At 59.6% G+C, this 22,975-nt stretch carries 18 protein-coding genes and 1 pseudogene; 10 read left to right on the top strand and 9 right to left on the bottom strand.

Annotated features, from left to right (window positions below; all coding sequences use genetic code 11):
- Positions 1-7: 7 nt before the first annotated feature.
- From KGB20_RS19290 to KGB20_RS19275, 4 genes are all read left to right on the top strand, one after another.
- The gene (locus tag KGB20_RS19290) at positions 8-865 is read left to right on the top strand and encodes a phage tail protein (RefSeq protein ID WP_223532873.1); all 858 of its coding nucleotides are present in this window, start codon (positions 8-10) and stop codon (positions 863-865) included.
- Positions 840-1,046 carry a tail protein X gene (locus KGB20_RS19285; RefSeq protein ID WP_223532871.1) on the top strand — a complete coding sequence of 69 codons (207 nt, stop codon included), beginning with the start codon at positions 840-842 and terminating at the stop codon, positions 1,044-1,046. Before KGB20_RS19290 ends, KGB20_RS19285 begins: the two co-directional genes overlap by 26 nt.
- Positions 1,047-1,098: 52 nt before the next feature.
- Positions 1,099-2,133 (top strand): phage late control D family protein, encoded by a 1,035-nt coding sequence (locus tag KGB20_RS19280; RefSeq protein WP_223532869.1) that lies wholly within the window; start codon positions 1,099-1,101, stop codon positions 2,131-2,133.
- 201 nt (positions 2,134-2,334) lie between these two features.
- Positions 2,335-3,129 (top strand): DNA adenine methylase, encoded by a 795-nt coding sequence (locus KGB20_RS19275; protein ID WP_218478692.1) that lies wholly within the window; start codon positions 2,335-2,337, stop codon positions 3,127-3,129.
- A 167-nt stretch (positions 3,130-3,296) separates the two neighbouring features.
- On the opposite strand, the gene KGB20_RS19270 is transcribed toward KGB20_RS19275, so the two are convergent.
- Positions 3,297-4,337 carry an AraC family transcriptional regulator gene (locus tag KGB20_RS19270; protein ID WP_060539968.1) on the bottom strand — a complete coding sequence of 347 codons (1,041 nt, stop codon included), beginning with the start codon at positions 4,335-4,337 and terminating at the stop codon, positions 3,297-3,299.
- Positions 4,338-4,592: 255 nt separating this feature from the next.
- On the opposite strand from KGB20_RS19270, the gene KGB20_RS19265 reads away from it, so the two are divergent.
- From KGB20_RS19265 to KGB20_RS19250, 4 genes and pseudogenes are all read left to right on the top strand, one after another.
- Entirely contained in the window at positions 4,593-5,924 is a 1,332-nt protein-coding gene (locus tag KGB20_RS19265) for an MFS transporter (protein ID WP_150756533.1), read from the top strand.
- Positions 5,921-6,019: pseudogene (locus KGB20_RS19260) on the top strand (DsbA family protein); the annotation flags it as partial. The gene KGB20_RS19265 and the pseudogene KGB20_RS19260, both read left to right, overlap by 4 nt.
- Before the next feature lie 128 nt (positions 6,020-6,147).
- Positions 6,148-6,303, top strand: coding sequence for a hypothetical protein (locus KGB20_RS19255; protein WP_223532867.1), 156 nt, complete (start codon positions 6,148-6,150; stop codon positions 6,301-6,303).
- Positions 6,300-7,310, top strand: a complete 1,011-nt coding sequence (locus KGB20_RS19250) for a YeiH family protein (RefSeq protein WP_150756534.1) — start codon at positions 6,300-6,302, stop codon at positions 7,308-7,310. The genes KGB20_RS19255 and KGB20_RS19250 overlap by 4 nt, the downstream gene beginning before the upstream one ends.
- 308 nt (positions 7,311-7,618) lie before the next feature.
- On the opposite strand, the gene KGB20_RS19245 is transcribed toward KGB20_RS19250, so the two are convergent.
- On the bottom strand, positions 7,619-8,662 hold the full coding sequence (locus KGB20_RS19245) for an AraC family transcriptional regulator (RefSeq protein ID WP_060539964.1): 1,044 nt from the start codon (positions 8,660-8,662) through the stop codon (positions 7,619-7,621).
- 360 nt (positions 8,663-9,022) lie between these two features.
- Here KGB20_RS19245 and KGB20_RS19240 point away from each other — a divergent pair, with 360 nt between their 5' ends.
- Complete coding sequence (locus KGB20_RS19240) at positions 9,023-10,096, top strand: alpha/beta hydrolase (RefSeq protein ID WP_218478687.1); 1,074 nt, start codon at positions 9,023-9,025, stop codon at positions 10,094-10,096.
- Between the two features lie 106 nt (positions 10,097-10,202).
- On the opposite strand, the gene KGB20_RS19235 is transcribed toward KGB20_RS19240, so the two are convergent.
- The 4 genes from KGB20_RS19235 to KGB20_RS19220 all read right to left on the bottom strand — a co-directional run bounded on the left by KGB20_RS19235 (position 10,203) and on the right by KGB20_RS19220 (position 14,470).
- Positions 10,203-11,846 (bottom strand): 3-(methylthio)propionyl-CoA ligase, encoded by a 1,644-nt coding sequence (locus tag KGB20_RS19235; protein WP_223532866.1) that lies wholly within the window; start codon positions 11,844-11,846, stop codon positions 10,203-10,205.
- Between the two features lie 174 nt (positions 11,847-12,020).
- A complete protein-coding gene (locus KGB20_RS19230) occupies positions 12,021-12,500 on the bottom strand; it encodes a 2,4'-dihydroxyacetophenone dioxygenase family protein (RefSeq protein ID WP_064678531.1) in 480 nt (159 codons plus the stop codon).
- Between the two features lie 106 nt (positions 12,501-12,606).
- Complete coding sequence (locus tag KGB20_RS19225; RefSeq protein WP_208601474.1) at positions 12,607-13,479, bottom strand: TauD/TfdA dioxygenase family protein; 873 nt, start codon at positions 13,477-13,479, stop codon at positions 12,607-12,609.
- A gap of 781 nt (positions 13,480-14,260) precedes the next feature.
- A complete protein-coding gene (locus KGB20_RS19220; RefSeq protein WP_060539960.1) occupies positions 14,261-14,470 on the bottom strand; it encodes a hypothetical protein in 210 nt (69 codons plus the stop codon).
- A gap of 884 nt (positions 14,471-15,354) precedes the next feature.
- Here KGB20_RS19220 and KGB20_RS19215 point away from each other — a divergent pair.
- Entirely contained in the window at positions 15,355-15,558 is a 204-nt protein-coding gene (locus KGB20_RS19215) for a hypothetical protein (protein WP_102671513.1), read from the top strand.
- Here KGB20_RS19215 and KGB20_RS19210 read toward each other — a convergent pair.
- The 3 genes from KGB20_RS19210 to KGB20_RS19200 form a co-directional block, all read right to left on the bottom strand.
- Entirely contained in the window at positions 15,551-15,832 is a 282-nt protein-coding gene (locus KGB20_RS19210; protein ID WP_223502688.1) for a hypothetical protein, read from the bottom strand. The two genes, KGB20_RS19215 and KGB20_RS19210, sit on opposite strands and share 8 nt — an antisense overlap.
- On the bottom strand, positions 15,822-16,199 hold the full coding sequence (locus KGB20_RS19205) for a hypothetical protein (protein ID WP_154859801.1): 378 nt from the start codon (positions 16,197-16,199) through the stop codon (positions 15,822-15,824). Before KGB20_RS19205 ends, KGB20_RS19210 begins: the two co-directional genes overlap by 11 nt.
- Positions 16,200-17,009: 810 nt before the next feature.
- Complete coding sequence (locus KGB20_RS19200; RefSeq protein ID WP_223532865.1) at positions 17,010-22,523, bottom strand: DUF5801 repeats-in-toxin domain-containing protein; 5,514 nt, start codon at positions 22,521-22,523, stop codon at positions 17,010-17,012.
- Positions 22,524-22,975: the final 452 nt, after the last annotated feature.

Raw genomic sequence — 22,975 nt, 5'->3', positions numbered from 1 at the left:
TAGTGTTATGGCGGATGAAAAGACCTACCTGCAGCACCTGCAGGGCGGGCTGAAGTACATGGTCGACGCAGGGGAGGCCGGGCGGACTGACCTGGAGTCCATGACCGGACCCATGAATGGCGCGCTCAATGAGATCAGTGGGGCGGCCGATGCGCTGGAAGGTCTGCCCTTTATCAGCGAGGACCTGAGCGACAAGACCCGGCGTCTGCAGGATGCGATCAACGCGGCGCAGGCCAAGATCGGCAAGGTCGCCAGCTACTACAACCAGACCCAGCGCGCGCTGGCCCAGTTTGAAGAGCACTTTTCCGCCCTGACCGAACAGATCGGCCGCTTTGGCGCGGCGTTCAACAAGGTGGCCGGCAAGGCCAATGCCGCGTTGGGCAACATCTTCCCGACCGAATGGTTTGCCGGCGACATGACGCCGATACCCGACGCGGTGAAGCCATTCCCGCACCTGCTGATCATCTACCCGCTCAAGGCCAATGAGCGGCCGTATTATTTCAACCTGGACACCGCCGCGTTTGACGAACTCCGGCGGCAGACGTCGTTTCGCTGGGCCGCGCAGGAGCGCCTGACGCGGCGTCCGGCGCAGCAGGCGGTGGGCCTGGGTGAGGAAAAAATCACCATCAAGGGCGCGATCTACCCGAGCTTCAAAGGTGGGCTGAAGCAGCTGGATAGGCTGCGCAGCATCGGTGCCAAGTTGTTACCGCTGAACCTGACCACCGGTTACGGCGAGGTGTTGGGCAACTGGTGTTTGACCAATATTGACGAAGAGCAAAGCGCCTTACTGCCCGGGGCGATCCCGCGCAAGCAGGGCTTTTCATTGGAGTTTGTCCGCTATGGCGATGATCTGCAGAACGGCTGACGGGGATCTGCTCGACACCCTGTGCCATCACTATTACGGCCACCTGAACCGCAGCGTCGAGGCGGTGCTGGCGGCCAATCAGGGCCTGGCCGATGAGCCGCAGCCGTTCCGGGCCGGTGTGCTGATCACGCTGCCGGACCTGGTGGTGGAGACTGACAGCGTAATTTCACTGTGGGATTAATCCCATTACCCAGCCCGCCGAGTGCGGGCTTTTTCTTGTCCGGAGTACCGACATGCAACCACTTTTCCGCATCGTCGCCGATGGCGCCGACATCACCACCTTGATCAATGATCGGCTGGTCTCGCTACAGCTATCCGACCGGCCCGGGATGGCCTCCGATTCGTTCGAACTGCGCATCGATGACCGCGATGGCGCGGTGTCACTGCCTACGCGCGGCGCGAGTATCGAAATCTACCTCGGCTACTCCGGCGCCGACCTGACGCGCATGGGCCGCTACACCGTGGACGAGGTGGCCGTCTCCGGCCCACCGGACACGCTGGTGATCAGCGGCAAGGCCAGCGACATGCGTGGCAGCGGCAAGACCACGCGTAGCGGCAGTTGGGAGGAGGTGAGCCTGGCGCAGATCGTCGGCGATGTAGCGGCGCGCAATGGCTGGCAGCCGTCGTGCCCGGTCGATACCCGGGTGTCACGCATGGACCAGCTCAACGAGTCTGACTACAACTTCATCACCCGGGTGGCCAAAAAACACGACTGCACCGCCAAGGTGGCCGATGGCAAGCTGCTGGTCTTGCCGCGACAGGGCGGGCAGAGCGCCAGTGGCAAGGCCTTGGGTGTGATCACCCTGCAGCGCAGTGATGTGACCCGATGGCAGTTTCGCTTGAGCGACCGCAGCACGCATCAGGGCGTCAACACCCAGTACCAGGACCCGGCCAGCGGCGAGCTACTGATTTCGCACCTGGACAACCCCAACGTGCCCGAAGGGCTGCCGCCGGTGCATACCGATCGCCATCTCTACCCGGATCGCACAGCGGCCGACGAAGCGGCCAAGGCCCGTCTGGCGGCGTTCAATCGTTCCACCGCCTCGGTACGTCTCGACCTGCCGGGTCGGACCGACCTGTTTGCCGAAGTCATGATCCAGGCCCAAGGCTTCAAGCGTGGCCTCGATGGTGAGTATTTGGTGGAGTCGGTGGATCACACTTTTACCCCGTCCGGCTGGACAGTGTCGGCGGAGTGCAATGGCGGCAAAGAAGGCAAAGCCAAGACGTCAGGCAAGCCGCAGAAAATCGTACTCGAGGTGCCGGTTTAATTGCGCGGGCGCATAAATCGGCCCGAGTCAGAAGTTTCAAAAATCAAAGAAAAAGGAGCGGCCAGTCTGGATGCGTCAACATCCAGCCTGGCCACCGTCCCCGCAGATTGTCCCTGCAAGTCCCGCCAAGGCTCCTGCTCTGTGCACAAAGCAGAGCGAGCCTAGCACCTGTTTATTTATACAGTAAAGGTCTTGCTATCTATGTCTTCACCTATCATCCCTTGGATGGGCGGCAAACGCCGTCTGGCCGATCGCCTTATTCCGCTGTTTCCTCCCCACGAATGCTACGTCGAAGTCTTTGCCGGCGGCGCCGCGCTGTACTTTATGCGACCCCAGGCCGCGCCGGTTGAAGTCCTCAACGACATCAACGGTGACCTGGTGACGTTGTATCGTGTGGTGCAAAATCACCTCGAAGAGTTCGTGCGTCAGTTCAAATGGGCGCTCAGTTCGCGTCAGGTATTCGAGTGGCAGAAGATGACCCGCCCGGAAACCCTTACCGACATCCAGCGCGCCGCGCGATTCTTCTACCTGCAGCACCATGCCTTCGCCGGCAAGGTCTCTGGGCAGACGTTCGGCACCGCGACCACCGGCCCGGCCATCAATCTGCTCCGTATCGAGGAAAACCTCTCAGCCGCGTGGCAACGTCTGTCCGGTACCTACGTGGAGAACCTGCCTTGGCTGGAATGCGCCGAACGCTACGATCGGGCACACACCTTCCACTACATGGACCCGCCGTACTGGCAGACCGCAGGGTATGGGGTGGATTTTCCGTTTGAAAATTACGAACGCATGGCCGATTTTATGCGCCGCTGTAAGGGCAGGGTGATGGTCAGCATTAACGACCACCCGGACATCCGCCGGGTGTTCGAGGGCTTTCATTTTGAGACGCTGGACATCCGCTACACCACGACTAACCAGCGGCAGGGCAAGGCCGAGGTCAGTGGAGAACTGGTGATCATGAACTGGGAGCCAGCAGCATTGGGAGGACTGTTTTGACGTGACAGCTATCGACCGACTCTGTTGAAAAAGTCGGTCCGCCCAAACTGCCTGCTCATTGGCTGGTGAAAACGCCTTGTCGCCGATAATGGCCGCGTCGAAGAAATGACAGTTTCAGGCAGGTTGGTCGGCCAACAGGCTTGTCAGTCGCCCTTGAATCTCTCCTTCTATTTTTTCAGGCGGCGGGGCTCGGGGGGCGCCTTGCTCTCTCGATAGGAAGCAACCCAATTCGAAGGTGTCTTGCCAAACTGGCTGCGGAACCAGCGTGAAAAATCACCGGCCGTGGAAAAGCCGAGCAGTTCGGCCACCTCATAAAATCGGCGTCTGCTGTTGGCCAAATACTCTTCGGCGAGTTCAGCCCGTACAGCGTTGATGATCGTTGTGACACTCTCACCCTCAGTTGCCAGGTGGCGGTTAAGGGTGCGTCGATGCATGCCAAGATGCTGGGCAACCGCATCGACAGAACACAGTCCGCTTGGCAGCAGCATCTTGACGATCTGACGTACCCGCTGCGTCGGCTCGTCGCGCAGGTTAGCCAACTGCATGTCCAGCGATCGCTTCACTTCGCGATGCAGCGCGGGGTCTGCCTCAGGTATGGCCATATCCAAATCGCCCCCGCGGCAAACGATGGCGTTGAATTCCTGAGAGAACTCGATCGCGGTTCCCAACACACGATGGTGTACTTCAAGGCTGGAGGGGGGGGCGTGAGTAAAACTGACCCTTACCGGCCGGAAGGTATAACCGCTCAGAATGCACAACGTGCGGAGGATAATTCCGGTTGCTTGTTCAATCGCTTGGCGCCAGACGCCATGATGGCCCTGCATGTTCACCCCCACATGCAGCAGGGTCAGATCGCCCACATCCTCAAGCCACAATTGCACACCGGCGTTATGCAGTCGCGTATAGCGAAAGCAAGATTGCAAGGCGGCGCGCAGTGTTGGCTCTTCGCGGATAAGCAGTGCCAGCATGCCAAAGTTGGAAAGGTGTCTCTTTTCGGCGAGCAGCAGACCGAAAGCCTCCTGACCGGACAATCGGGCTGACTCCTCCAGCAGCCACCCGACCGAATCGCTACTGATCATGATATTTGGATCGTCGAGGGCACTGGCCGGCAGCTTGGCCATCCGCAGCATACGAAAAGGATCGAGCCCCTCTGAACGGGCAACCTGTTCATAGTTGGTAAGGCTGGCACTCCGCGTCAGGGTATACATGATTTCCCTCGTGTCCCAATTTCGCAAGATTGAGTCCTGCGAAGCTTAGTGCAGGAGGCCCCGTCAAAGCTACCTTCAGGCTTCCGAAAATAGAGAGCGGAAGGTAATGGATACGCGCTAGAACCTACTGCGGTTCAACAGCACGGCCCTTGGTCATGGGGATGCTCACGCGTGTGGGCATTGAAGTCACTTTCGTAAGCCGTAGCGGCTACACGCTTGATAACAACAATAAAACAACCACATTGAGGAGGCTGCATGGCCTTTCACCCAATCGCCGCCGACGATGACGACTCCGGTGGAGTCGGCGTTGCGCGTAAATATGCCTGGATTGTCTTCGCGCTGACGTTCGGCCTGTTGATTTCCGATTACATGTCACGCCAAGTGCTCAACGCGGTGTTCCCGCTGCTCAAGAGCGAGTGGGCGTTGAGCGACGGCCAGCTCGGTCTGCTCAGCGGCGTCGTTGCCCTGATGGTTGGCCTGCTGACGTTCCCTCTGTCGTTGATGGCCGACCGCTTCGGCCGGGTCAAGAGCCTGGCGTTGATGGCGCTGCTCTGGAGCCTGGCGACCCTGGGCTGCGCGGTGGCGCAGGACTACCAGCAGATGTTCATCGCGCGATTTATGGTCGGTGTCGGTGAGGCGGCTTACGGCAGCGTCGGCATCGCCGTGGTGATCTCGGTGTTCCCCAAACATATGCGCGCCACCCTGGCCAGTGCTTTCATGGCCGGTGGCTTGTTTGGTGCCGTGCTGGGCATGGCGTTGGGCGGTGCTATCGCGGCCAAGCTGGGCTGGCGCTGGTCGTTCGCCGGCATGGCTCTGTTTGGCCTGGTGCTGGCGGTGCTCTATCCGCTGATCGTCAAGGAAGCACGCATTGCGCCACAACGTGCCGCGCAGATTGCGAACAAGACGGCTGCCGCGGTCAAGCGTCCGCTGCGCACTTTGTGGTCCAGCCATTCGGTGATCGCCACGTACGTGGGTAGCGGTTTGCAGCTATTCGTCGGCGGAACGGTGATGGTGTGGATTCCCAGCTACCTCAACCGCTACTACGACATGCCCACCGACAAGGCCGGCGGCATGGCGGCGCTAATCGTGTTGTGCAGCGGTGTGGGGATGATTCTGTGCGGCATGCTCAGCGATCGCCTGTGTCGCCACTCACCGGAGCGCAAGGTCAGCCTGGCCATCGCCTTTTGTCTGGGCAGTTGTCTGTTGCTGTCGGCAGCCTTTGCCTTGCAGGCGGGGCCGGTGCAACTGCTGCTGATCTGCCTGGGCATGCTGATTGCCACCGGTACCACCGGCCCTAGCGGCGCGATGGTTGCCAACCTGACCCATTACTCGGTGCACGGCACGGCCTTCGCCACGCTGACCCTGGCCAACAACCTGCTGGGGTTGGCACCGGGGCCGTTCATCACCGGTCGGGTGTCCGACCTCATCGGTTTGCATGCCGCGTTTCAACTGGTGCCGCTGGTCAGCCTCGCGGCAGCGGCGGTGTTCTTTTATGCCAAGTGTCATTACCACAGAGATATCGCCCGGCTTCAGGGGCAGAGCGTGCCTGACCCTGTCAGTGAAGCCGGGTTAGAGGTGAGGTTGTGACTCGTCGTTTGCGTATTGATGTGTTTTTCGATTTCTTTTGCCCCTGGTGCCTGATCGGCGAGCGCCAACTGGAACACTCGCAGGTACAGTTTCGACGTGCCTAGTGTGCAGTTCAGCCGGCAGAGGACGGGGGTGGGTTCACGACCCCCCGATGCGCTGCTGGCCTCCATGAGTGAAGCGTTGCGCGAAAGTGATCGCGAGCGGTAACTGGCATGCCCGGCTCATGTCTGTACCTACTGACAAAAGCCCGCCGGCCGGGGGCCATACAAAGAGCGGCTATCTGTTCATTTCCACCCAACTCAAAGTCAATAACCACCCGGCCACGATCATCGACGGCCAGGCGTTCATTACCACCTTTTTCGAGGAGTCCGCGCCATGAGCGCTATTGCTCTAACCCGCATCCAAACCCGCACACGCGAATTGGTACCGGGCTTTATAGTCAGCCTGATCGTGGCTGCCGCCGCCTCGTTTTTGTCCGAGCACTACGGCGCACCGGTCATGTTGTTCGCCTTGTTGCTGGGCATGGCCTTGAATTTTCTTGCCGACGACGGTCCCTGCAAAGTCGGCGTCGAGTTCACCGCCCGCACGGTACTGCGCATCGGCGTCGCTCTGCTGGGCATGCGCATCACCCTGGAACAAATGGCGGCACTGGGCTGGAAGCCGATGGTACTGGTGGTGATCCTGGTGGTGTTGACCATCGCTGCCTCGGTGATCGCCGCGAAGTTTCTGGGTTTCTCGCGGCTGTTTGGCATGCTCACCGGTGGCGCCACGGCCATCTGCGGCGCATCGGCAGCCTTGGCACTGGCGGCGGCGTTGCCGAACCATCCGCAGAAAGAGCGCGCGACCCTGTTCACGGTGATCGGCGTGTCGGCGTTGTCCACCCTGGCGATGATCGTCTATCCAATGATTGCCAACTGGTTCTCGTTGTCGCCACAGATCGCCGGGGTGTTCCTCGGCGCCACCATCCACGACGTCGCCCAAGTGGTCGGTGCTGGGTACGGCATGTCAACCGAGACCGGTGACACGGCCACGGTGGTCAAGCTGATGCGCGTTGCCATGCTCCTGCCGGTGATCGTCACCGCGGCCATGATCACCCGCATGCAAGGCGCTGACCCGACCGGCAAGCGCCCACCGCTGCTGCCATGGTTCGCCGTGGGCTTTCTGATTCTGGCCTGCATCAACAGCACCGGCTGGATCGCTCCGGCGGTGCAAGGCGGGGTCAATGAGTTGTCGCGCTGGTGCCTGGTGATTTCCATCAGTGCCCTGGGCATGAAGACTCGGCTCAAGGAGCTGGCGGCGGTCGGCATCAAACCGATCCTGCTGATGGTCGGTGAGACGGTGTTCTTGGTCGTGCTGGTACTGCTGTTGCTGCACTGGGGCCTCTGAAAACAGGCTTCACTCAGGTTTATGGCAGGGCTTCACTGGGCTGGCTCCTCGTTACAGTGAAGCTCACCACCGGTGCCACAAACATCGGTTTTTTGCGGCGACTGTACCAGCAGTCGCCGTTTTTTTTGGTTCATCACGAATGGTCGGGAAAGACGCGATCTACTTGAAAAAGAATTCGCAATACTCATATCACGCACAAGAACGCCGATTTGTCAGATGTGTTTGCTCGCACGAACATCATCAGTCAAATCGGCGCTGTTGTTTCTGAGTTTCCCGCAATTGCGTGAAAAACCTTTTTTGCCTTGTACTCAGAAAGATTTAGGGACTGCGGCACTCTCTGCGCAGAGACCGGACTGTTTCTGCGCGCTGCGCCACGCCGCCGGTGGCATGCCGAACTGGTTGATGAACCAGCGGGTAAAGGAGCTGGCCATGGAGAAGCCGAACATGTCGGCGATGCGGCTCATCGAGTTGTTCGGGTTCTCCAGATAACGCAGCGCTAGGTCACGGCGCACGTCATTGATCAGGTCGTTGAAGGCACAGCCGTCGTCCTGCAGACGGCGTTGAAAGGTACGCACGTTCATGCCCTGTGACAGGGCGATCTGCTCTAGGGTGGCGCGCCCCATGGGCAACAACAGGTAGATGGCCTTGCGCACCTCGAACAGCATCGAGGTGCTTTCATCACCCTGCAACGAATCGATGTAGTCTTGGGCATAACGGGCCATGGACGGGTCGGCATTGGGATTGATCATATCGAGACTGGCTTCGGAGCAAACGATGCCGTTGAACTCGCTGCCGAATTCCAGATTGCAGCCGAACAGGCGCTGATGCAGGTGCAGGCTGTCTGGCGGCTGGTGCATGAAGTTGACGCTGTAGGGGCGCCACTTCGAGCCGAGCAGTGTCGAGCACAAGCGGAACAGCACGCCAATGACCAGCTCCGTGGCTTGGCGATTGGGCAGCAGTGTCTCGGTGACCATCACTGCACGAATGATCACCATCCTGCCGGCCTCTTCAACGAAGATTCCCAGGGAATCGTTCATCAGATGACGGTAGCGCTCCATCACCTGCAAGGCGTCGCGCAGGGTGCGCTGTTGGCTGAGCAGCAAGCTGACTACACCGAGGTCCGAAAGCTGGCGTGACTCGGCCATACGCAGGCCGAAGGTCTGGCAATCGCTGGCGGCGGCCGAATCTTCCAGCAGACGTACGGCGGCATCGATGGGAATGCGGTATTCAGGGGCTTGCAGCTGAGCCTTGTTCAGGCCGGCAACTGCCAGCACGTCACGCGGGTTGAATCCCAGGTCCTGGGTGACTTCCAGGTATTTGGTCAAGACGGCGGCGCGAACAAGCTTGGGCATGTATAGGATCTCCCTCGGCCGATGGCGGCGTTTCTTTTTTCATCGAAGATGTATTGAACGAGAAGACGGCGCTTGTGGAAGTACTGATAGCGCTAGCGATCTTCAACCTTGGTCTGGCGTAGTGCAGAGCAGGAAGCGCGGTCCCATTGTAGGGAACACGAGCGCGGCGCTATGGGCATGGCGGGATAATTTCTTTGCATATTGGGACACTATCGGCGAGCCAAGAATGGCGGCGGCAGAAGCAGCTCTATAGTCTTTCGCTCTGTCCCAATTTCACAATATTGTGTCCTGCTAAGCTCAGTGCGGGGCACCCTCTCAGAGCTACCTTCAAGCCCACAACTAATAAGATGGAGGTAGATAATGGATACGCGCACTTCAATGCGTATCGGTCAGCCGCTCGCTGCAATGGCGCAGGTGGATGCCGACGATCCTGATGCATTCAACCACTGCTTTGCCGACGTCAACGGCATCCGCATGCACTACATCGACGAGGGCCAGGGCCCGCTCGTCATCCTGCTGCACGGCTTCCCCTACCTCTGGTACATGTGGCGGCGCCAGATCGTGGCATTGGCCGAGGCCGGCTATCGGGTTGTGGTGCCCGATCAACGCGGGTTCGGGCAATCGGACCGCCCCGACGCCATCGAAGCCTATGACATGAGCCAGTCCGTCGGCGACATGGTGGGTTTGATGGCGGCCCTGGGGGAAACCTCTGCGGTGATCATCGGCCACGACCTGGGCGCCTGGGTGGCCCAGGCGGCCGCCATGTTGCGCCCGGATCTGTTCAGTGGCCTGGTGATGCTCAATACCCCGGTACCGCCGCGGGGCAAGGTCAAGCCAACCGTGGGCTTGCAGGCCATGGCGAAAGGCCGGGTCTACCACCACCTGTATTTCCAGCAGCTCACCAAGCCGGATCGCGAGCTGGCCGCTGATCCGCGCAAGACCTTGAGCAGCGTCTTTTACTCGATCTCCGGCAGCGCCGTCGGAGCCGAACGCTGGCGTCTGTTTGTCGAGGCCGGTGAGCCGATTCTCAACGCCTTTACCGAGCCGAAGGGAGCGTTCCCGTCCTGGCTGAGCCCGCGGTCGCTCGACTACTACGTCGCCGAGTACACGCGCACGGGGTTTACCGGTGCCCTGAACTACTACCGCTGTCGCGACCGCAACTGGGAAATCACCGCGTTTCTCGACGGCGCGAAGGTCAGCCAGCCAAGCCTGTTCATCGGTGGTGCTGCCGACCCTTCCCTGGAGCCGGTGGAAATCCGCAGCCTCTACGACCAGATGGACGCCTACCTGCCCGCTCTGCGCAAAAAGGTGCTGCTACCCGGTGTAGGCCATAGCGCCGCAGAGGAAAGCCCGGCTCAGGTCAACGAATTGCTGCTGGAGTTTCTCGAGCAGTTGATGTCCGGCGACCCGACCTCTGAGCCAGCGGCTGGCTAAACCCCTTGATAGCGGAAATGCAAAGGCAGGGCGAACGCTACCGGCATCTGCCGTAACGTCCGCCCTGCCTTTGCACATGGACAGGGCTGGATTTGTTCCTTGTTACTCAGCTGGCAGCCTTGACCAGCAGATGATCGCCGAACTGCTCGCGCAGGCGGTTCTTCAACACCTTGCCCGTAGCGCCCAGTGGAATCGTGTCGACGAAGACCACATCATCCGGCGTCCACCACTTGGCAATCTTGCCGTCATAAAAGGCCAGCAGATCTTCCCGGGTCAGGGCTGCCTGCGCTTTCCTGACGATGATCAGCAAGGGCCGTTCATCCCACTTCGCGTGTTTCGCGGCGATGCAGGCCGCCTGGGCGACTGAGGGATGGCTCAGGGCAATGTTCTCCAGATCGATCGAGCCGATCCACTCGCCACCCGACTTGATCACATCCTTGCTGCGATCGGTGATCTGCATGAAGCCATCGCCATCGATGGTCGCCACATCGCCGGTGGGGAACCAGGTCTGGCCGGCGTGTTCGAGCAGCGGCGAACAGTCGCTTTCATTTCTGAAATAGTCGCGTACCACCCAGGGGCCGCGCACCATCAGGTCACCCGAGGTTGCGCCGTCCCAAGGCAGTTCCAGGCCGTCCGCGCCGACGATCTTCATATCGACACCAAACACTGCGCGGCCTTGTTTGGACTGCACAGCATTACGCTCTTCCGGGGACATGCCAAGGTGCCTGGCCTTGAGGGTGCCAATGGTGCCGATCGGGCTCAATTCCGTCATCCCCCAGACGTGCAACACCGCCACGCCGTAGGTCTCCTGAAACTTGTTCAGCATTGCCGTGGGACAGGCTGCACCGCCAATGATGGTGCGTTTCATGCTGGAGAAAGGCTCGCCGGTTTGCTCCAGATGCCCGAGCAGCCCTTGCCAGACCGTGGGTACGCCAGCAGAGAGGGTCACCTGCTCCGCTTCGAGCAGTTCGAACAGCGATTTGCCGTCCAGCGCAGGGCCGGGAAATACCAGCTTGGCCCCGACCATGCACGCGATGTACGGGAGCCCCCAGGCGTTGACATGGAACATGGGCACAACCGGCAGGATGACGTCGCGCGCCGAACAGTTCAGGGCATCCGGCAGCGCGGCGGCATAGGTGTGCAGCAGCGAAGAGCGATGACTGTACAGCACGCCTTTCGGGTTGCCCGTGGTGCCGGAGGTGTAGCAGAGCGTGCAGGCGGCATCCTCGTCGAGATCCGGCCAGGCGTAATCGCAGGCGCCCTGTTGCTGCAGATCTTCATAGCACAGCAGGTTGTCGATACCGGTGTCTGTCGGCAGGTGATCGGTCATGGCGATGAACGCCTTGACCGTTGGGCAGCGGCCAGCGATGAGCTTGATCAGCGGCAGGAAGGTCATGTCGAAGAAGATGTACTGGTCTTCGGCATGATTAGCGATGTAGGCCACCTGATCTTCATGCAGGCGCGGGTTGATGGTGTGCACGATGGCACCCATCCCGCCAATGCCGTAGTACAACTCCAGGTGACGATAGCCGTTCCAGGCCAGCGTACCGATCCGGTCGGCGGGCTGGACACCCAGGCTGGTCAGCGCGCTGGCCATCTGGCGCGCGCGACGGTGGCAGTCCCGGAAGGTGTAGCGATGGATATCGCCCTCCACCCTGCGGGACACGATCTGCGTATCGCCGTGATGGCGGTCGGCGTGCTCTATGAGCGAGGAAATCAACAGCTGCTTGTGCATCATCAAGCCATGCATGGCATCGCTCCGTTCGAAAGTCTGTGATCGGGGAGCGGGCAGGGCCCTCTGTCAGATTCCACGTCAAGACCGCGAACCGGGACAGCCTGTTTTCCTCCCCTGGATTTTTGCGATCAGGCTACTTTCCCGGCCCCCCTTGAATCGAGGGATACCGGGAGTTCTCCTGGAACCGGATCAGTTGAATGCCGTGAGGTCTTTCGGCGCGATGTCATGCTGTTCGCAATAGTCAAGATAACGCTTGAGCCCGGACTTCCAGTTTTCGAGCGCGACGATGTTGTCGTTCTCATCCAGAAACGCAAGATCGCCATTGACCTGAACCAGCGTGAGCACATAGCCGTCGCCATTTCCGGTGCTGACGACTTCTGGGGTGTGAGTCGATCCGGCGGTCTCGTACACGATGCTGCCCGGGCCGGCGACCCAGTCATGCTCCTTGTATTTCCACTGGCCTTCGAAGGTGTAGACCATCACCGTACCCGTGTGGTGGTGCTTGGGCAGTTGCATGTCGATCGGCGCCTTCATCATGACGATCCATTCGCCACGGATCGGGTCGAGCTTGAAGTACTTGAGCAGGACGTTATCGGCATAAGGGGTAAACGGAATCCAGGGCAGGGATTCGCCATCGATGACGGCGGTGTCGACGTGTTCGTAGAGCATAGGTATCTCCGTTGATTGTTGTTTTGATCGGGAATTTTTCGGCGGCCGGGATCGTCCGACCATCACGGATGGTCGGGTGCCCGGGCTGTCTGTCTGGCAGTCAGGGTCAGGTCAGCGGGGTTCCCGCCAAGGTTGCGCGCAGCATCTTCCGTGGCGCGTTGCCGTAGTCAGCCACGGCGTAGTGCTGGATTTGCAGGTTGTCCCACATGGCAACGGTGTTGGTGCGCCACTTCAGGCGAACCTGGTATTCCGGGATGGCGGCCTGGGAGATCAGGTAGTTCATCAGGTGATGAGCCTCGGGCATGAAGTCCTGGCCGTAGCGGATGTCCTCGAAGTTGAAGAAGTTCGAGAAATGGGTGGTGAATGCGGAATTGACGAACAGCACCTTCTCGCCGGTCTCGGGATGCACAAGCACTACCGGATGCTCGGCGCCGGGCGTCTTCAGGGCCATCGCGTGACGTTCTTCGCGTGGCAACTGGGCGCCAAAGGTCTGCTCGGCACCGTGCTTGGCATACAAGCCATCGATCCGTTGCTTGATGCTTTCGGGCAGCTTTTCGTAGGCCATCACCATGTTGGAAAACAGCGTATCGCCGCCGGTCTCCGGACCCAGTTCGCAGCGCAATACCGCACCGCGGGGCGGCGCCTGCTTGTAGGTGACATCGGCATGCCAGAGGTTTTCGCGACTAGCCTTTTCCACATAGCTCTTGGGCTTGCTCGGATCGAGATTGCGGTACAGCATCAGCAGCTTGTCCGCTTCCGGATGGCTCGGCGCCAAGGGATGGGCTTCCAGTTCGCTGAATTGCGCGGCGAAGTGCTGTTGCTCCATTGGGGTGATGTTCTGGTCGCGAAAGAACAACACTTTGTGCTTGAGCCACAGCTCCCGGATTTGCGCGATCAGTTCTGGATCTTGGGCAGCGTCGACAAGGCTGACGTTGCTGAGCTCGGCGCCGATGGCGGGTGTGCAAAGCTCTACCTTGATCGAATGCTGTCGCACCGACGACCGGATGATGGCCGGCGCCGAGGGCGATGCTGGTGAAGGGGTGTTTTGGATGTCGGCGATTTTTGTCATTGTTGTCTCCAATCCGTGCTTGTACGGCGATGCGCAAGATGTGCATCCGGTATAGGTAACAGGCCCCCGCTGATGGCAGAGGTACTGGTCCTATAGTAGATATCTCGGGCACGAGACTATGGGCGCGGCGGGACAGTTTATTAGCATATTGGGACGGTGCGTCGGGACCACGGACATTAGCTGATTAATGTCGACGCACCGGCGCAGTTTTGCCTGCTGGGACGGAATTTCTAGAGATGGACGGAGGAGTGCATATCGTGAGGAGCATCGAGGGCGTCGAAAATCCACGCAATATGGCTGATCAGGAGCACTAAAAAGCACGTGAGCGGTCGCCGGGCTTCGCTTTTATGCGAGAGGCCTTGGGGGCTGCCTAGTTCTCCAGTTGTAAAAGGCTCAATCCGAAAGTGATTGGTCAAACTGGCCGCGGAACCACTGCGACATCTAGTGTTTTCATCAAAGGACTTTGAGGTTCCCAAAAAAAATCGAACGTCAGCTTCTGGCCGATTCTGTTGAAAAAGTATGGCTTGGTTCTCACGACAGAAAAGTACGCGTCTGAGATTGAATTTCTTGCTTTCAGCAGAGGTGTCCAGACTCGGATTTTACGTAGCAGCGGGCAAAAAATGTGTTTTTACCCGTCAATATTCGAGCGGTTGAGAAAACCGACTTTTTCAACAGAATCGGCCGGTAGCGGTCACTCCGGCGCCATCATCACCGCGAGCGTCATCTTGATAAATTCCTCATTCTTGTCGATAGCTTCAAGGGCGCCGCGCACATTGTCGGCGACATCGGCCGATCCGCGCTGCTCGACCCAGCTCGAAAGCTCCAGGATAGCGGCTTCAAGGGCAAGCTGGTTTTCGTTGATCTTGAACAGCAGGGAAGGGAGCAGGTCAGAGTTTGGCATCGCGAATCCTCCGTGGAGATTTCAGCGTAGCATCGGGAGATAGTGCATGAAGGGGGGCGGTCGGCAGGACGCCGGGGAGGGTGGCGAAAAGGCGTGCGTGACTTTCTCACGCACTTTTAAGCTCTTGTAGGCAGTCGGTTGCAGCTAGCGCCAGTAAAAATGGCCATTACAAAGGGGGGATGCATGATCCCTGCGGACATGGATGCTTGGGGCGAGACGACACCAGTAGAGCGCGTGAAGTATGCGTGATCGGCATACGACTGATGGTTATCACGCTGCTTGAGTGCACATTTTCGATGCTTGAATCATGGATTTTTTTGGACCGCAATCTTCTAAGGTTATGCGGAAACATTGGGCTGTAGGGCAAGCCAATAGGCTTGATTGCGGTCCGGAAAATCTATTGGAAGCCCCAGTCTGATTGATTTTCCCTCGGGACTTAAAATCCCCCGCTCGTAAGGGCGTGCCGGTTCGATTCCGGCTTCGGGCACCATATAAATCAAGGGTTTGCGAGCGAAAGCTGGGCAAGCCCTTGTTCGTTTCTGGTCCGCAGTTATTGGATTGGTCCGCAATTCACTTGGTTGGTGAGACTTTTTTCCCTTTCCTGTTGCGGATGTACTGCTCGGTCATTACAACGGTTGGGACAGATCTTTCACACCGAGCGCCCCCAACAGTTCTTGCTGATCCATTCTCGGTCGGGCCAAGTGCCTGCGATTACGCGTATCGAGACTACAAAGCATCGATTGATTGTGGAAAGCACGCGAAAAGGGTTAGGGTGGTTCAAGCGCCGTACTCCGTGACCGGATGCGACAGGGTGTAGTGGCAATTTGGTTGTGGGTGAGCGATTAATCTTTCAGGCCGGCATGGGGTCGGTTTAAGGAGATGCAGTGGTTAGTGATCGCGAAATTGCACTGGAACAAGCGCTTGTAGCAATTATTGGAGCGGCCGTCGCCAGCGGGCTTGATGTAAAAAGCCTGATGGACAACGCGACAGCCGGCTTACTTGGAAATGCTTCATACCGCTGGGCTGAACATCCGCATGTGTTGAACGCCATTAAAGTGATGAATGATGCATATGATCAAGTCAAGTAGTGGAGACTGCGCCAGCGCAGTAGCTAGACCGCCAGATTTCGACACCGGTCTTGGCGAACCCTACTAGCTTTCGCGACCACTTTTCAGAAACTACGATTTCAGGTCGCGACATGTTGGCGAAGCGGGCAGACTGATCGGCAGGTGCTTTGGCCAGATTGATGAGGAGTGTGGACACCGTCTCCTGCCACTCCTCGAAGTCGTGGCGCTCGCCCAGCACGTGGTTGTTGATAAGCGCTTCCAGAGTTTCTTGTTGGATGGTTTTTTTATGACTCATCCCACCGGAACGCGGCGAGATTTTCCATCCCGCTAAAGACCAAGTTCATCGTCGAATGATAGCCGCAGCTGATGCTTTCCAGCAGCATGACGGTCAGGTAGGCCGCTATGAAATCGACTTCATTCTGCTGATCTCTGGCTTCGTTCATTTGCGAAATGATGGGAATCATGTAGTTGACTTTTCCCTCAACCGACAACGCCATAAACCCAGGTAGTCCACCTATGTCGTTTTCCAGGGCCCGTTGATACTTCCGCAACCTGTGAGACGTCATCAGCTTGATGGTGGTACTGAGGGGTTTGAGACGGAGCGAGAGTCCCTCGAGGTCTAGTTCAAGCGCTAGTTGTCGCTCGGGTTTGAAAAACAGCATGCCGAACTTCCTTTCTGATTAGCGTGTTCACTCTTAAGCCGCAAAATGTATGCACTGGTGCACCAGCGGTTTGGGGGCTTCGTTGCCATCAGCGGCGCAGCTTTCAACCAGCAGCGCCTTGTCTGTACCGGGCAATTGAACATAGCCCCCGTTACTCGTAATGCGCGGGCTACCTTTTTGCTGCGGCCCGCGCTTCAGCGTTTTGCACCGCTCCTTGAATGTAGTCAAAGCCCATCGATCGCCGGCAAGGCTTGCAGCGGATCTCGATCAACCCCTGAACTGTCTCCCATACTCAAGCATGATCCATGCCCGTTCGTTGTTCACGTCGGCCACCCACTGCGTCGCTTCCTCGGTTCTGATCTCCCCGGCCAGGCATTCGTTTCTTGCACCAGATGCTGCGCCTTGGCGTACTTGGGGGCGGAGGAGGGATTTTTGACCAGGCGCGCGCCGTCGTCCCCCAGCCACGCCTGCGGTCTGAATGTGTCGTTTTTTCTGCATACCTGCACCCGGCTAAAACAGGCCCAGGTTGGGGGCTGTGTACGCGAATGTGGGGCGGAAAAAGCCTGCAGATCGATGGGTCAACATGAAAAGCCTGAAGCACCCAGGGGGAGGGTGCAGGCAGAGGTCCATCTGCTGTTTGTGCGTGCAAACACACAAACGGACCCCAATATGCACGCAGCGGCGTTCTTTAAGCTTGTGCTGCTCGCCAGTTCACAGCGCATGGGATCAAGGGGATCTCGTATCTGAACTGCAAAAAAAATGCGAGGGTGGTTTCCTAGGCCACCCTCGCATCCGTTCACGCGCAAAGCTTCAAGCACTGCCAAAAAAGACGTCGGTATTCAGAACATCAACCCCGACCAAGGTGATGGTCGTTGTTTGTCCGCCCGTCTCGGCAACCGTCACGACGCTGTCGGCACCGGTGTTGTTGATCGATTGGACAACGGCGTTCGGGTCGCCGTTGAGTACCAGCTTGTCCCGCACGCCCAGGCCCGCATCGAAGCCGGTGACCTGGTACAGGTTCTCATTGACTGACAGATCGATGTTGAACGCATCTTGCTCACCGCCCGTGCCAACCAGCGTGAAGTCGAAGGAAGCGTTGGCCGGGTCGTTGGCGAACAGGTTGGCGTCAAAGGTACTCGTCGCCGAGTCCCCGTCCTTGTCCGTCAGCGTCGCGCTGAACGCCAGCTGGACATCGCTGGCCAGACTCTCGCTCTGCTGAATGAACTGGATCACCGGGATCTTGACATCGCCCCGGCCCATCGTCAGCTGAACCGCGTCGATCAGTGTCGCGCCCGCCTTCTCGACGAGGAAGGACACCTGTCCGCCCGCCTCCGGCGTCAGGGTGTTCACCTCTATGCGGTCCGAAAACGAGCCATCCGCGTAGTAGATCCTGTAGTACAGGTCTTCGGTCGCGGTGTTGTAACCCGCCACGGAGTTGTCGATGAAGACCTTCATTCCCGTCAGCAGGCTCTCTGGGTTGATGACGAAACTTTCATCGGCGGCGCTGATTGCCGCCAGGTTATCGCCCTGGAACACGTTGTTGGCGACGCCGATGCCGGACGTGCTGACGTTCATGGCCGCCGGGTCGATGTACCCCGGCAGGGGGTTGGTCTGTAGCGCCGCTTCGGTGGGGTCGGGTGCTCCGAGCCCGATACCGGTCAGGATGTCCGCAGTCGACGCCAGCGCCTTCGCGGAAAAGAACACGATCTCCTCGGATGTCGAAGGAATAGCCGGGTTACTCGTCTGCGGAATCAACAATGTGCGCACCGAATCCGGGCCACCGGCAGCGAGCGAGCCGTCGGCACTGCTGAGCACGATCGTCGAACGGAAGCCTTGCACCAGATCCAGTGCATAGCGACCATCGGCATAGGCGGTCAACGTGTAGTCGACGGTGGTATTCGCCGTTGCGGCGTTGTTGTCGAAATCACCGGTCAAGGTTCCCGCGAACCGGTACGCGCCATTGACATCTGGTGATGGCGACAGCTCGCTGAGCGTGCCGGTCCCGGTCGTGGTCGTGTTGTCTGGCCTGACGAGGGTGAACTGGTTATTGACCAACGAGATATCCAGACCGGCCGCCCCCAGGCCGTCGGCTCCCGTCGCCATACTCCAGAACCCGGATTGCGCAAGGACGCTACCGGTCCCGATCAGGTTGCCGAAACTGAGTGCCGGCCCGTCGTCCTTGAACACCAGGTTCTGCCCGATGTTCAGCGTTGCCTGGGCGCTGTCGCCATCCCTGTCGGTCTTGGTCGCCGTCAGCGTTACCAGATTGTCCGAGGTCAACGACTTCGAATCATCGGGATTGCTTGGGTCGGAATGCACCACGGCGCGGAGCTGGTCAAGCGTGACGCTGCCATTGGCGGCGACGCTGACCGTGAACACCAGCAGATTACTCGTGGCCGTGCGGCCTTCCACCACGGTGCCATTGAGCGACAGGTTCACCGCCTGGTTCGAGGCCGTGTCGGTCAGCCCGGAGGCTCCGGCCACCACGCCCAGCGCATAGGTCAGGGTGCCTGCATCATCGGCGCCAAACGCCGAGGTGAAGTTGGCGGCAAAGTTCTGGGTGGCGTTGGTCGCCAGTACCGTTTCGTCCACTGTCAGCGTTGGCTCCGTGCCGGTGGTGGTGATGCTCGGCCCGTCGTCCTTGAACACCAGGTTCTGCCCGATGTTCAGCGTCGCCTGGGCGCTGTCGCCCTCCTTGTCGGTAATGGTCGCGGTCAGCGTCACCAGGTTGTCCGAGGTCAGGCTCGTCGAGTCATCCGGATTGGTGGTGTTGGAATGCACCACAGCGCGGAGCTGGTCGAGGGTGACATCACCGTTGGCGGCCACGCTGGCCGTGAATACCAGCAGGTTGCCGAGGGCCGTGCGGCCTTCGACCACGGTGCCGTTGAGTGAGAGGTTCACCGCCTCACCGGTGGCCGTGTCCGTCAACCCGGAAGCTCCAGCCACCACGCCCAACGCATAGGTCAGGGTGCCGGCGCCATCGGCACCAAACGCCGAATTGAAGTTGGCGGCAAAGTTCTGGGTGGCGTTGGTCGCCAGTACCGTTTCGTCCACCATCAGTGTCGGTTCCACGCCGGTGGTGGTGATGCTCGGCCCGTCGTCCTTGAACACCAGGTTCTGCCCGATGTTCAGCGTCGCCTGGGCGCTGTCGCCGTCCCCGTCGGTCTTGGTCCCCGTCAGCGTCACCAGGTTGTCCGCGGTCAGGCTCGTCGAGTCATCCGGGTTGGTAGCGTCGGGATGCACCACGGCGCGGAGCTGGTCCAGGGTGACGCTGCCATTGGCGGCCACGCTGACCGTGAACACCAGCAGGTTGCCGAGGGCCGTGCGGCCTTCGACCACGGTGCCGTTGAGCGACAGGTTCACCGCCTCACCGGTGGCCGTGTCGGTCAACCCGGAGGCTCCGGCCACCACACCCAGCGCATAGGTCAGCGTGCCCGGACCATCAGCGCCAAACGCCGAGGTGAAGTTGGCGGCAAAACTCTGGGTGGCGTCGGTGTCCAGTACCGTTTCGTCCACCGTCAACGTCGGTTCCACGCCAGTGGTACTGATGCTCGGCCCGTCGTCCTTGAACACCAGGTTCTGCCCGATGTTCAGCGTCGCCTGGGCGCTGTCGCCGTCCCCGTCGGTCTTGGTTGCCGTCAGCGTCACCAGGTTGTCCGAGGTCAGGCTCGTCGAATCATCGGGATTGGTGGTGTTGGCATGCGCCACGGCCCTGATCTGGTCGAGCGTGACGCTGCCGTTGGCGGCCACACTGACGGTGAACACCAGCAGGTCGCTCGTGGCCGTGCGGCCTTCGACCACAGTGCCGTTGAGTGAGAGGTTCACCGCATGGCCCGTGGCCGTGTCGGTCAACCCGGAAGCTCCGGCCACTACGCCCAGCGCATAGGTCAGCGTGCCGGCACCATCGGCGCCAAACGCCGAGGTGAAGTTGGCGGCAAAGCTCTGGGTGGCGTTGGCGTCCAGTACTGTCTCGTCCACCATCAACGTCGGTTCCACGCCAGTGGTACTGATGCTCGGCCCGTCGTCCTTGAACACCAGGTTCTGCCCGATGTTCAGCGTCGCCTGGGCGCTGTCGCCGTCCCCGTCGGTCTTGGTTGCCGTCAGCGTCACCAGGTTGTCAGCGGTCAGGCTCGTCGAGTCATCGGGATTGGTGGTATTGGAATGCACCACAGCGCGGAGCTGGTCGAGGGTGACATCACCGTTGGCAGCCACGCTGACCGTGAACACCAGCAGGTCGCTCGTGGCCGTGCGGCCTTCGACCACAGTGCCGTTGAGTGACAGGTTCACCGCCTCGCCGGTGGCCGTGTCGGTCAGCCCGGAGGCTCCGGCCACCACGCCCAGTGCATAGCTCAGGGTGCCCGCACCATCAGCGCCAAACGCCGAGGTGAAGTTGGCGGCAAAGTTCTGGGTGGCGTTGGTCGCCAGCACCGTCTCGTCCACCATCAGCGTCGGCTCCGTACCGGTGGTGCTGATGCTCGGCCCATCGTCGTCGAAGATGATCTTGGAGCCGATTTCGGTTTTCGAAATAGAGGCCTGGACCAGCGTGAAACCACCGATATCAAAGTCGGCGTGCTCATTGCCCTTGGCAGTGACGGCCGCACCGTTCTCGATAAGCACGCGGTTGTGATCCGCCGTAGTGGTGTATTCAATCTGGTAGCCGGCTTTAATACCGGTGAGGGTTGCGACCCCTGCAGCAAAGCTGATGGTGATGGTGGGATCATTCGCCGAGCCGTTTGAATTCTCGATCACCTGCCCGGTGCTGTTGAAGACGCGAACATTGGTGATTGCAATCGGCGCATCGCCCGCGTATCCGTTGATGAAATTCACGCCAGGTTCAGCCGCGGTGCTGGATGCGCTGATTCTTACCACGGCACTCTTGCCGCTTTGCAGCTGCACAACGTCGAAACTGGCCGATTTCGCATTGAAGACACCGGTAAAGTCGACGTTGGATTCAAGATCGGCTTCGTTCTGGTCCAGGTTGGGAATGGTCACATTCTGCCTGGCACCCGTGACGAACGAAAAGCGAATGCCCTCTTGCTCCACAATCATCTGATTGTTGGTGCCGAAGGTGGTCGGGCCACCCGCCTGGCTGGTATTGATCGTGTCGCCAGTCGTTATATTGGCGCCGCTTGACTGGTCTGCGGGGTCCTTGCCGGTGGCAATGATGGTGGGATCCGTGATCCGCAACACACCACCGTCGTTGACAACGTTCGGGTTCGCCTTCGTGAACATCAGGAACAGGTTCTGACCGGAAGGCGCATTGGCCAGACTGAATTCCAGGTCCTGGCTGGCACCGATGAAAACCTTATCCAGCAGATTGAGCGAATCATCGGCATTCGTCATAACGGGATGCTTGAGCGGCTGGTACTCCACGGTCCAGATCTTGCCGCCGCTGACCGGTGATCCGGTTTCCTCAATATAAGCAGCGAACACAATCGCGCCGCTTGAGCCGCCGGCTCGACCCAGAACGATGTTGTTGTTCGTATCCGTATAGAGAAAGATGCTGGTGCCGTTGAGGGTCAACAGCCCGCTGTCCACGCCATTGAGTGGTGCGCCAGAGGTGCCGACGAAGCTGATATCGGTAATGCTTGCTCCGGGGTCAGCGGTGATGGTGAATGCATTGCTGCCTGTGTTGCCTGCGGCACCGGTATAGCCACTCAAGGCCGCGCCCGTTGCAGTACCTGCCCCCAGTGCGGCCAAACGGGTGGCGAAGTTCGAGGGCAGCGACGTCACCAGAATGTCGTTATCGTCAGCATCCCCCACTGGGCCTGGCGTGGCAGTGGCGTTCTGCAACCCGGCCGTTTCGTCCAGCGTCACGTCCTCGCCGGTCGCCACGACGCCCAAAACGCTGTCCGTAAAGGACGTAGTCGCCACGGCGTCGTCACCCGTGCCGACCACACCATCGGCGCCCGCAGAGGCCGCTGTGAGCAGAAACGTTGCGCCTGCCGAGTCGTCGGGATTCACGTACCACGAAGTGGTGACGCTGCCGTTGACTTGGCCGTCGAGATCGCCGACGCCACCGTCGGTCACGGACCAGGGCTCGTGTCCCTCGCCGGTATTGGTATCGAGCACGTCGTCGGACGTACCCCACACACTATCCGCACCGGCACCGATGGCGTGGTCCACTTCGAGCGTTACGGTGCTGCCGGCGGCGAAACCGCTGGCCGTGATGATGGCCGTGCTGCCGGGGGCGTAGTCTTCAAGGTTGGTGGCGACGGTTGGAATGTAGGTAAAAGTCCAGTCGTGGCTGACAGGTGAAGGATGGTCACCGGCGTTACTGGCCAGGTCACTCGTGGGCGATGAGGTTTTTTTGCGCATAGTCATGACTTTCTCCTGAGCGGGGTCCAGTCATCGGGGGTCGACCTTGGACCATTTTCGGTTCTATTGGTCACAACTATGAACATGCGCCGCAGGCTGCACATCGACTGATACTCCTAGGCGGACTAGGAGTTTCAGGCTATTGGGAAGGGGAGACGGGATGACGCGAAGGAACCGAGCCGCATATTCCGCTTGTGAATGAGGACATGGCGCTGCTGTTCAAGGTCGCCGGGGCTTTAACCGCCAGCGCGTCGAACTGAGGCAGAACCTGCTCAGGCGGCCGGGTAGAAAGGCGATATGGATTTAACTGGTCGAGAAGGGCCGTTTTTGGCCCAGAGTGTGTAAAAACGCCTTCGTGAACCCTTGCTATGATTTCTGAGGAATTCATCGCAGGGATCGCCCATGAAGCGCTTTATCCAAGGTGAACATCGAGGCCAAGGTACCTTACTTCCCGAAAG

Source organism: Pseudomonas sp. BF-R-30 (genome assembly GCF_019956175.1).
GTDB lineage: Bacteria > Pseudomonadota > Gammaproteobacteria > Pseudomonadales > Pseudomonadaceae > Aquipseudomonas > Aquipseudomonas jessenii.
Note: the sequence above shows the minus strand (reverse complement) of the source record. Positions and strands in the feature narration are given on the sequence as shown.

Excerpts from the sequence above, each read along its gene's own strand:
- KGB20_RS19290 (WP_223532873.1), top strand. The coding sequence starts at position 8 with ATGGCGGATGAAAAGACCTACCTGCAGCACCTGCAGGGCGGGCTGAAG.
- KGB20_RS19285 (WP_223532871.1), top strand. The coding sequence starts at position 840 with ATGGCGATGATCTGCAGAACGGCTGACGGGGATCTGCTCGACACCCTG.
- KGB20_RS19280 (WP_223532869.1), top strand. The coding sequence starts at position 1,099 with ATGCAACCACTTTTCCGCATCGTCGCCGATGGCGCCGACATCACCACC.
- KGB20_RS19275 (WP_218478692.1), top strand. The coding sequence starts at position 2,335 with ATGTCTTCACCTATCATCCCTTGGATGGGCGGCAAACGCCGTCTGGCC.
- KGB20_RS19270 (WP_060539968.1), bottom strand. The coding sequence starts at position 4,337 with ATGTATACCCTGACGCGGAGTGCCAGCCTTACCAACTATGAACAGGTT.
- KGB20_RS19265 (WP_150756533.1), top strand. The coding sequence starts at position 4,593 with ATGGCCTTTCACCCAATCGCCGCCGACGATGACGACTCCGGTGGAGTC.
- KGB20_RS19255 (WP_223532867.1), top strand. The coding sequence starts at position 6,148 with ATGTCTGTACCTACTGACAAAAGCCCGCCGGCCGGGGGCCATACAAAG.
- KGB20_RS19250 (WP_150756534.1), top strand. The coding sequence starts at position 6,300 with ATGAGCGCTATTGCTCTAACCCGCATCCAAACCCGCACACGCGAATTG.
- KGB20_RS19245 (WP_060539964.1), bottom strand. The coding sequence starts at position 8,662 with ATGCCCAAGCTTGTTCGCGCCGCCGTCTTGACCAAATACCTGGAAGTC.
- KGB20_RS19240 (WP_218478687.1), top strand. The coding sequence starts at position 9,023 with ATGGATACGCGCACTTCAATGCGTATCGGTCAGCCGCTCGCTGCAATG.
- KGB20_RS19235 (WP_223532866.1), bottom strand. The coding sequence starts at position 11,846 with ATGCATGGCTTGATGATGCACAAGCAGCTGTTGATTTCCTCGCTCATA.
- KGB20_RS19230 (WP_064678531.1), bottom strand. The coding sequence starts at position 12,500 with ATGCTCTACGAACACGTCGACACCGCCGTCATCGATGGCGAATCCCTG.
- KGB20_RS19220 (WP_060539960.1), bottom strand. The coding sequence starts at position 14,470 with ATGCCAAACTCTGACCTGCTCCCTTCCCTGCTGTTCAAGATCAACGAA.
- KGB20_RS19210 (WP_223502688.1), bottom strand. The coding sequence starts at position 15,832 with ATGAGTCATAAAAAAACCATCCAACAAGAAACTCTGGAAGCGCTTATC.
- KGB20_RS19205 (WP_154859801.1), bottom strand. The coding sequence starts at position 16,199 with ATGCTGTTTTTCAAACCCGAGCGACAACTAGCGCTTGAACTAGACCTC.
- KGB20_RS19200 (WP_223532865.1), bottom strand. The coding sequence starts at position 22,523 with ATGACTATGCGCAAAAAAACCTCATCGCCCACGAGTGACCTGGCCAGT.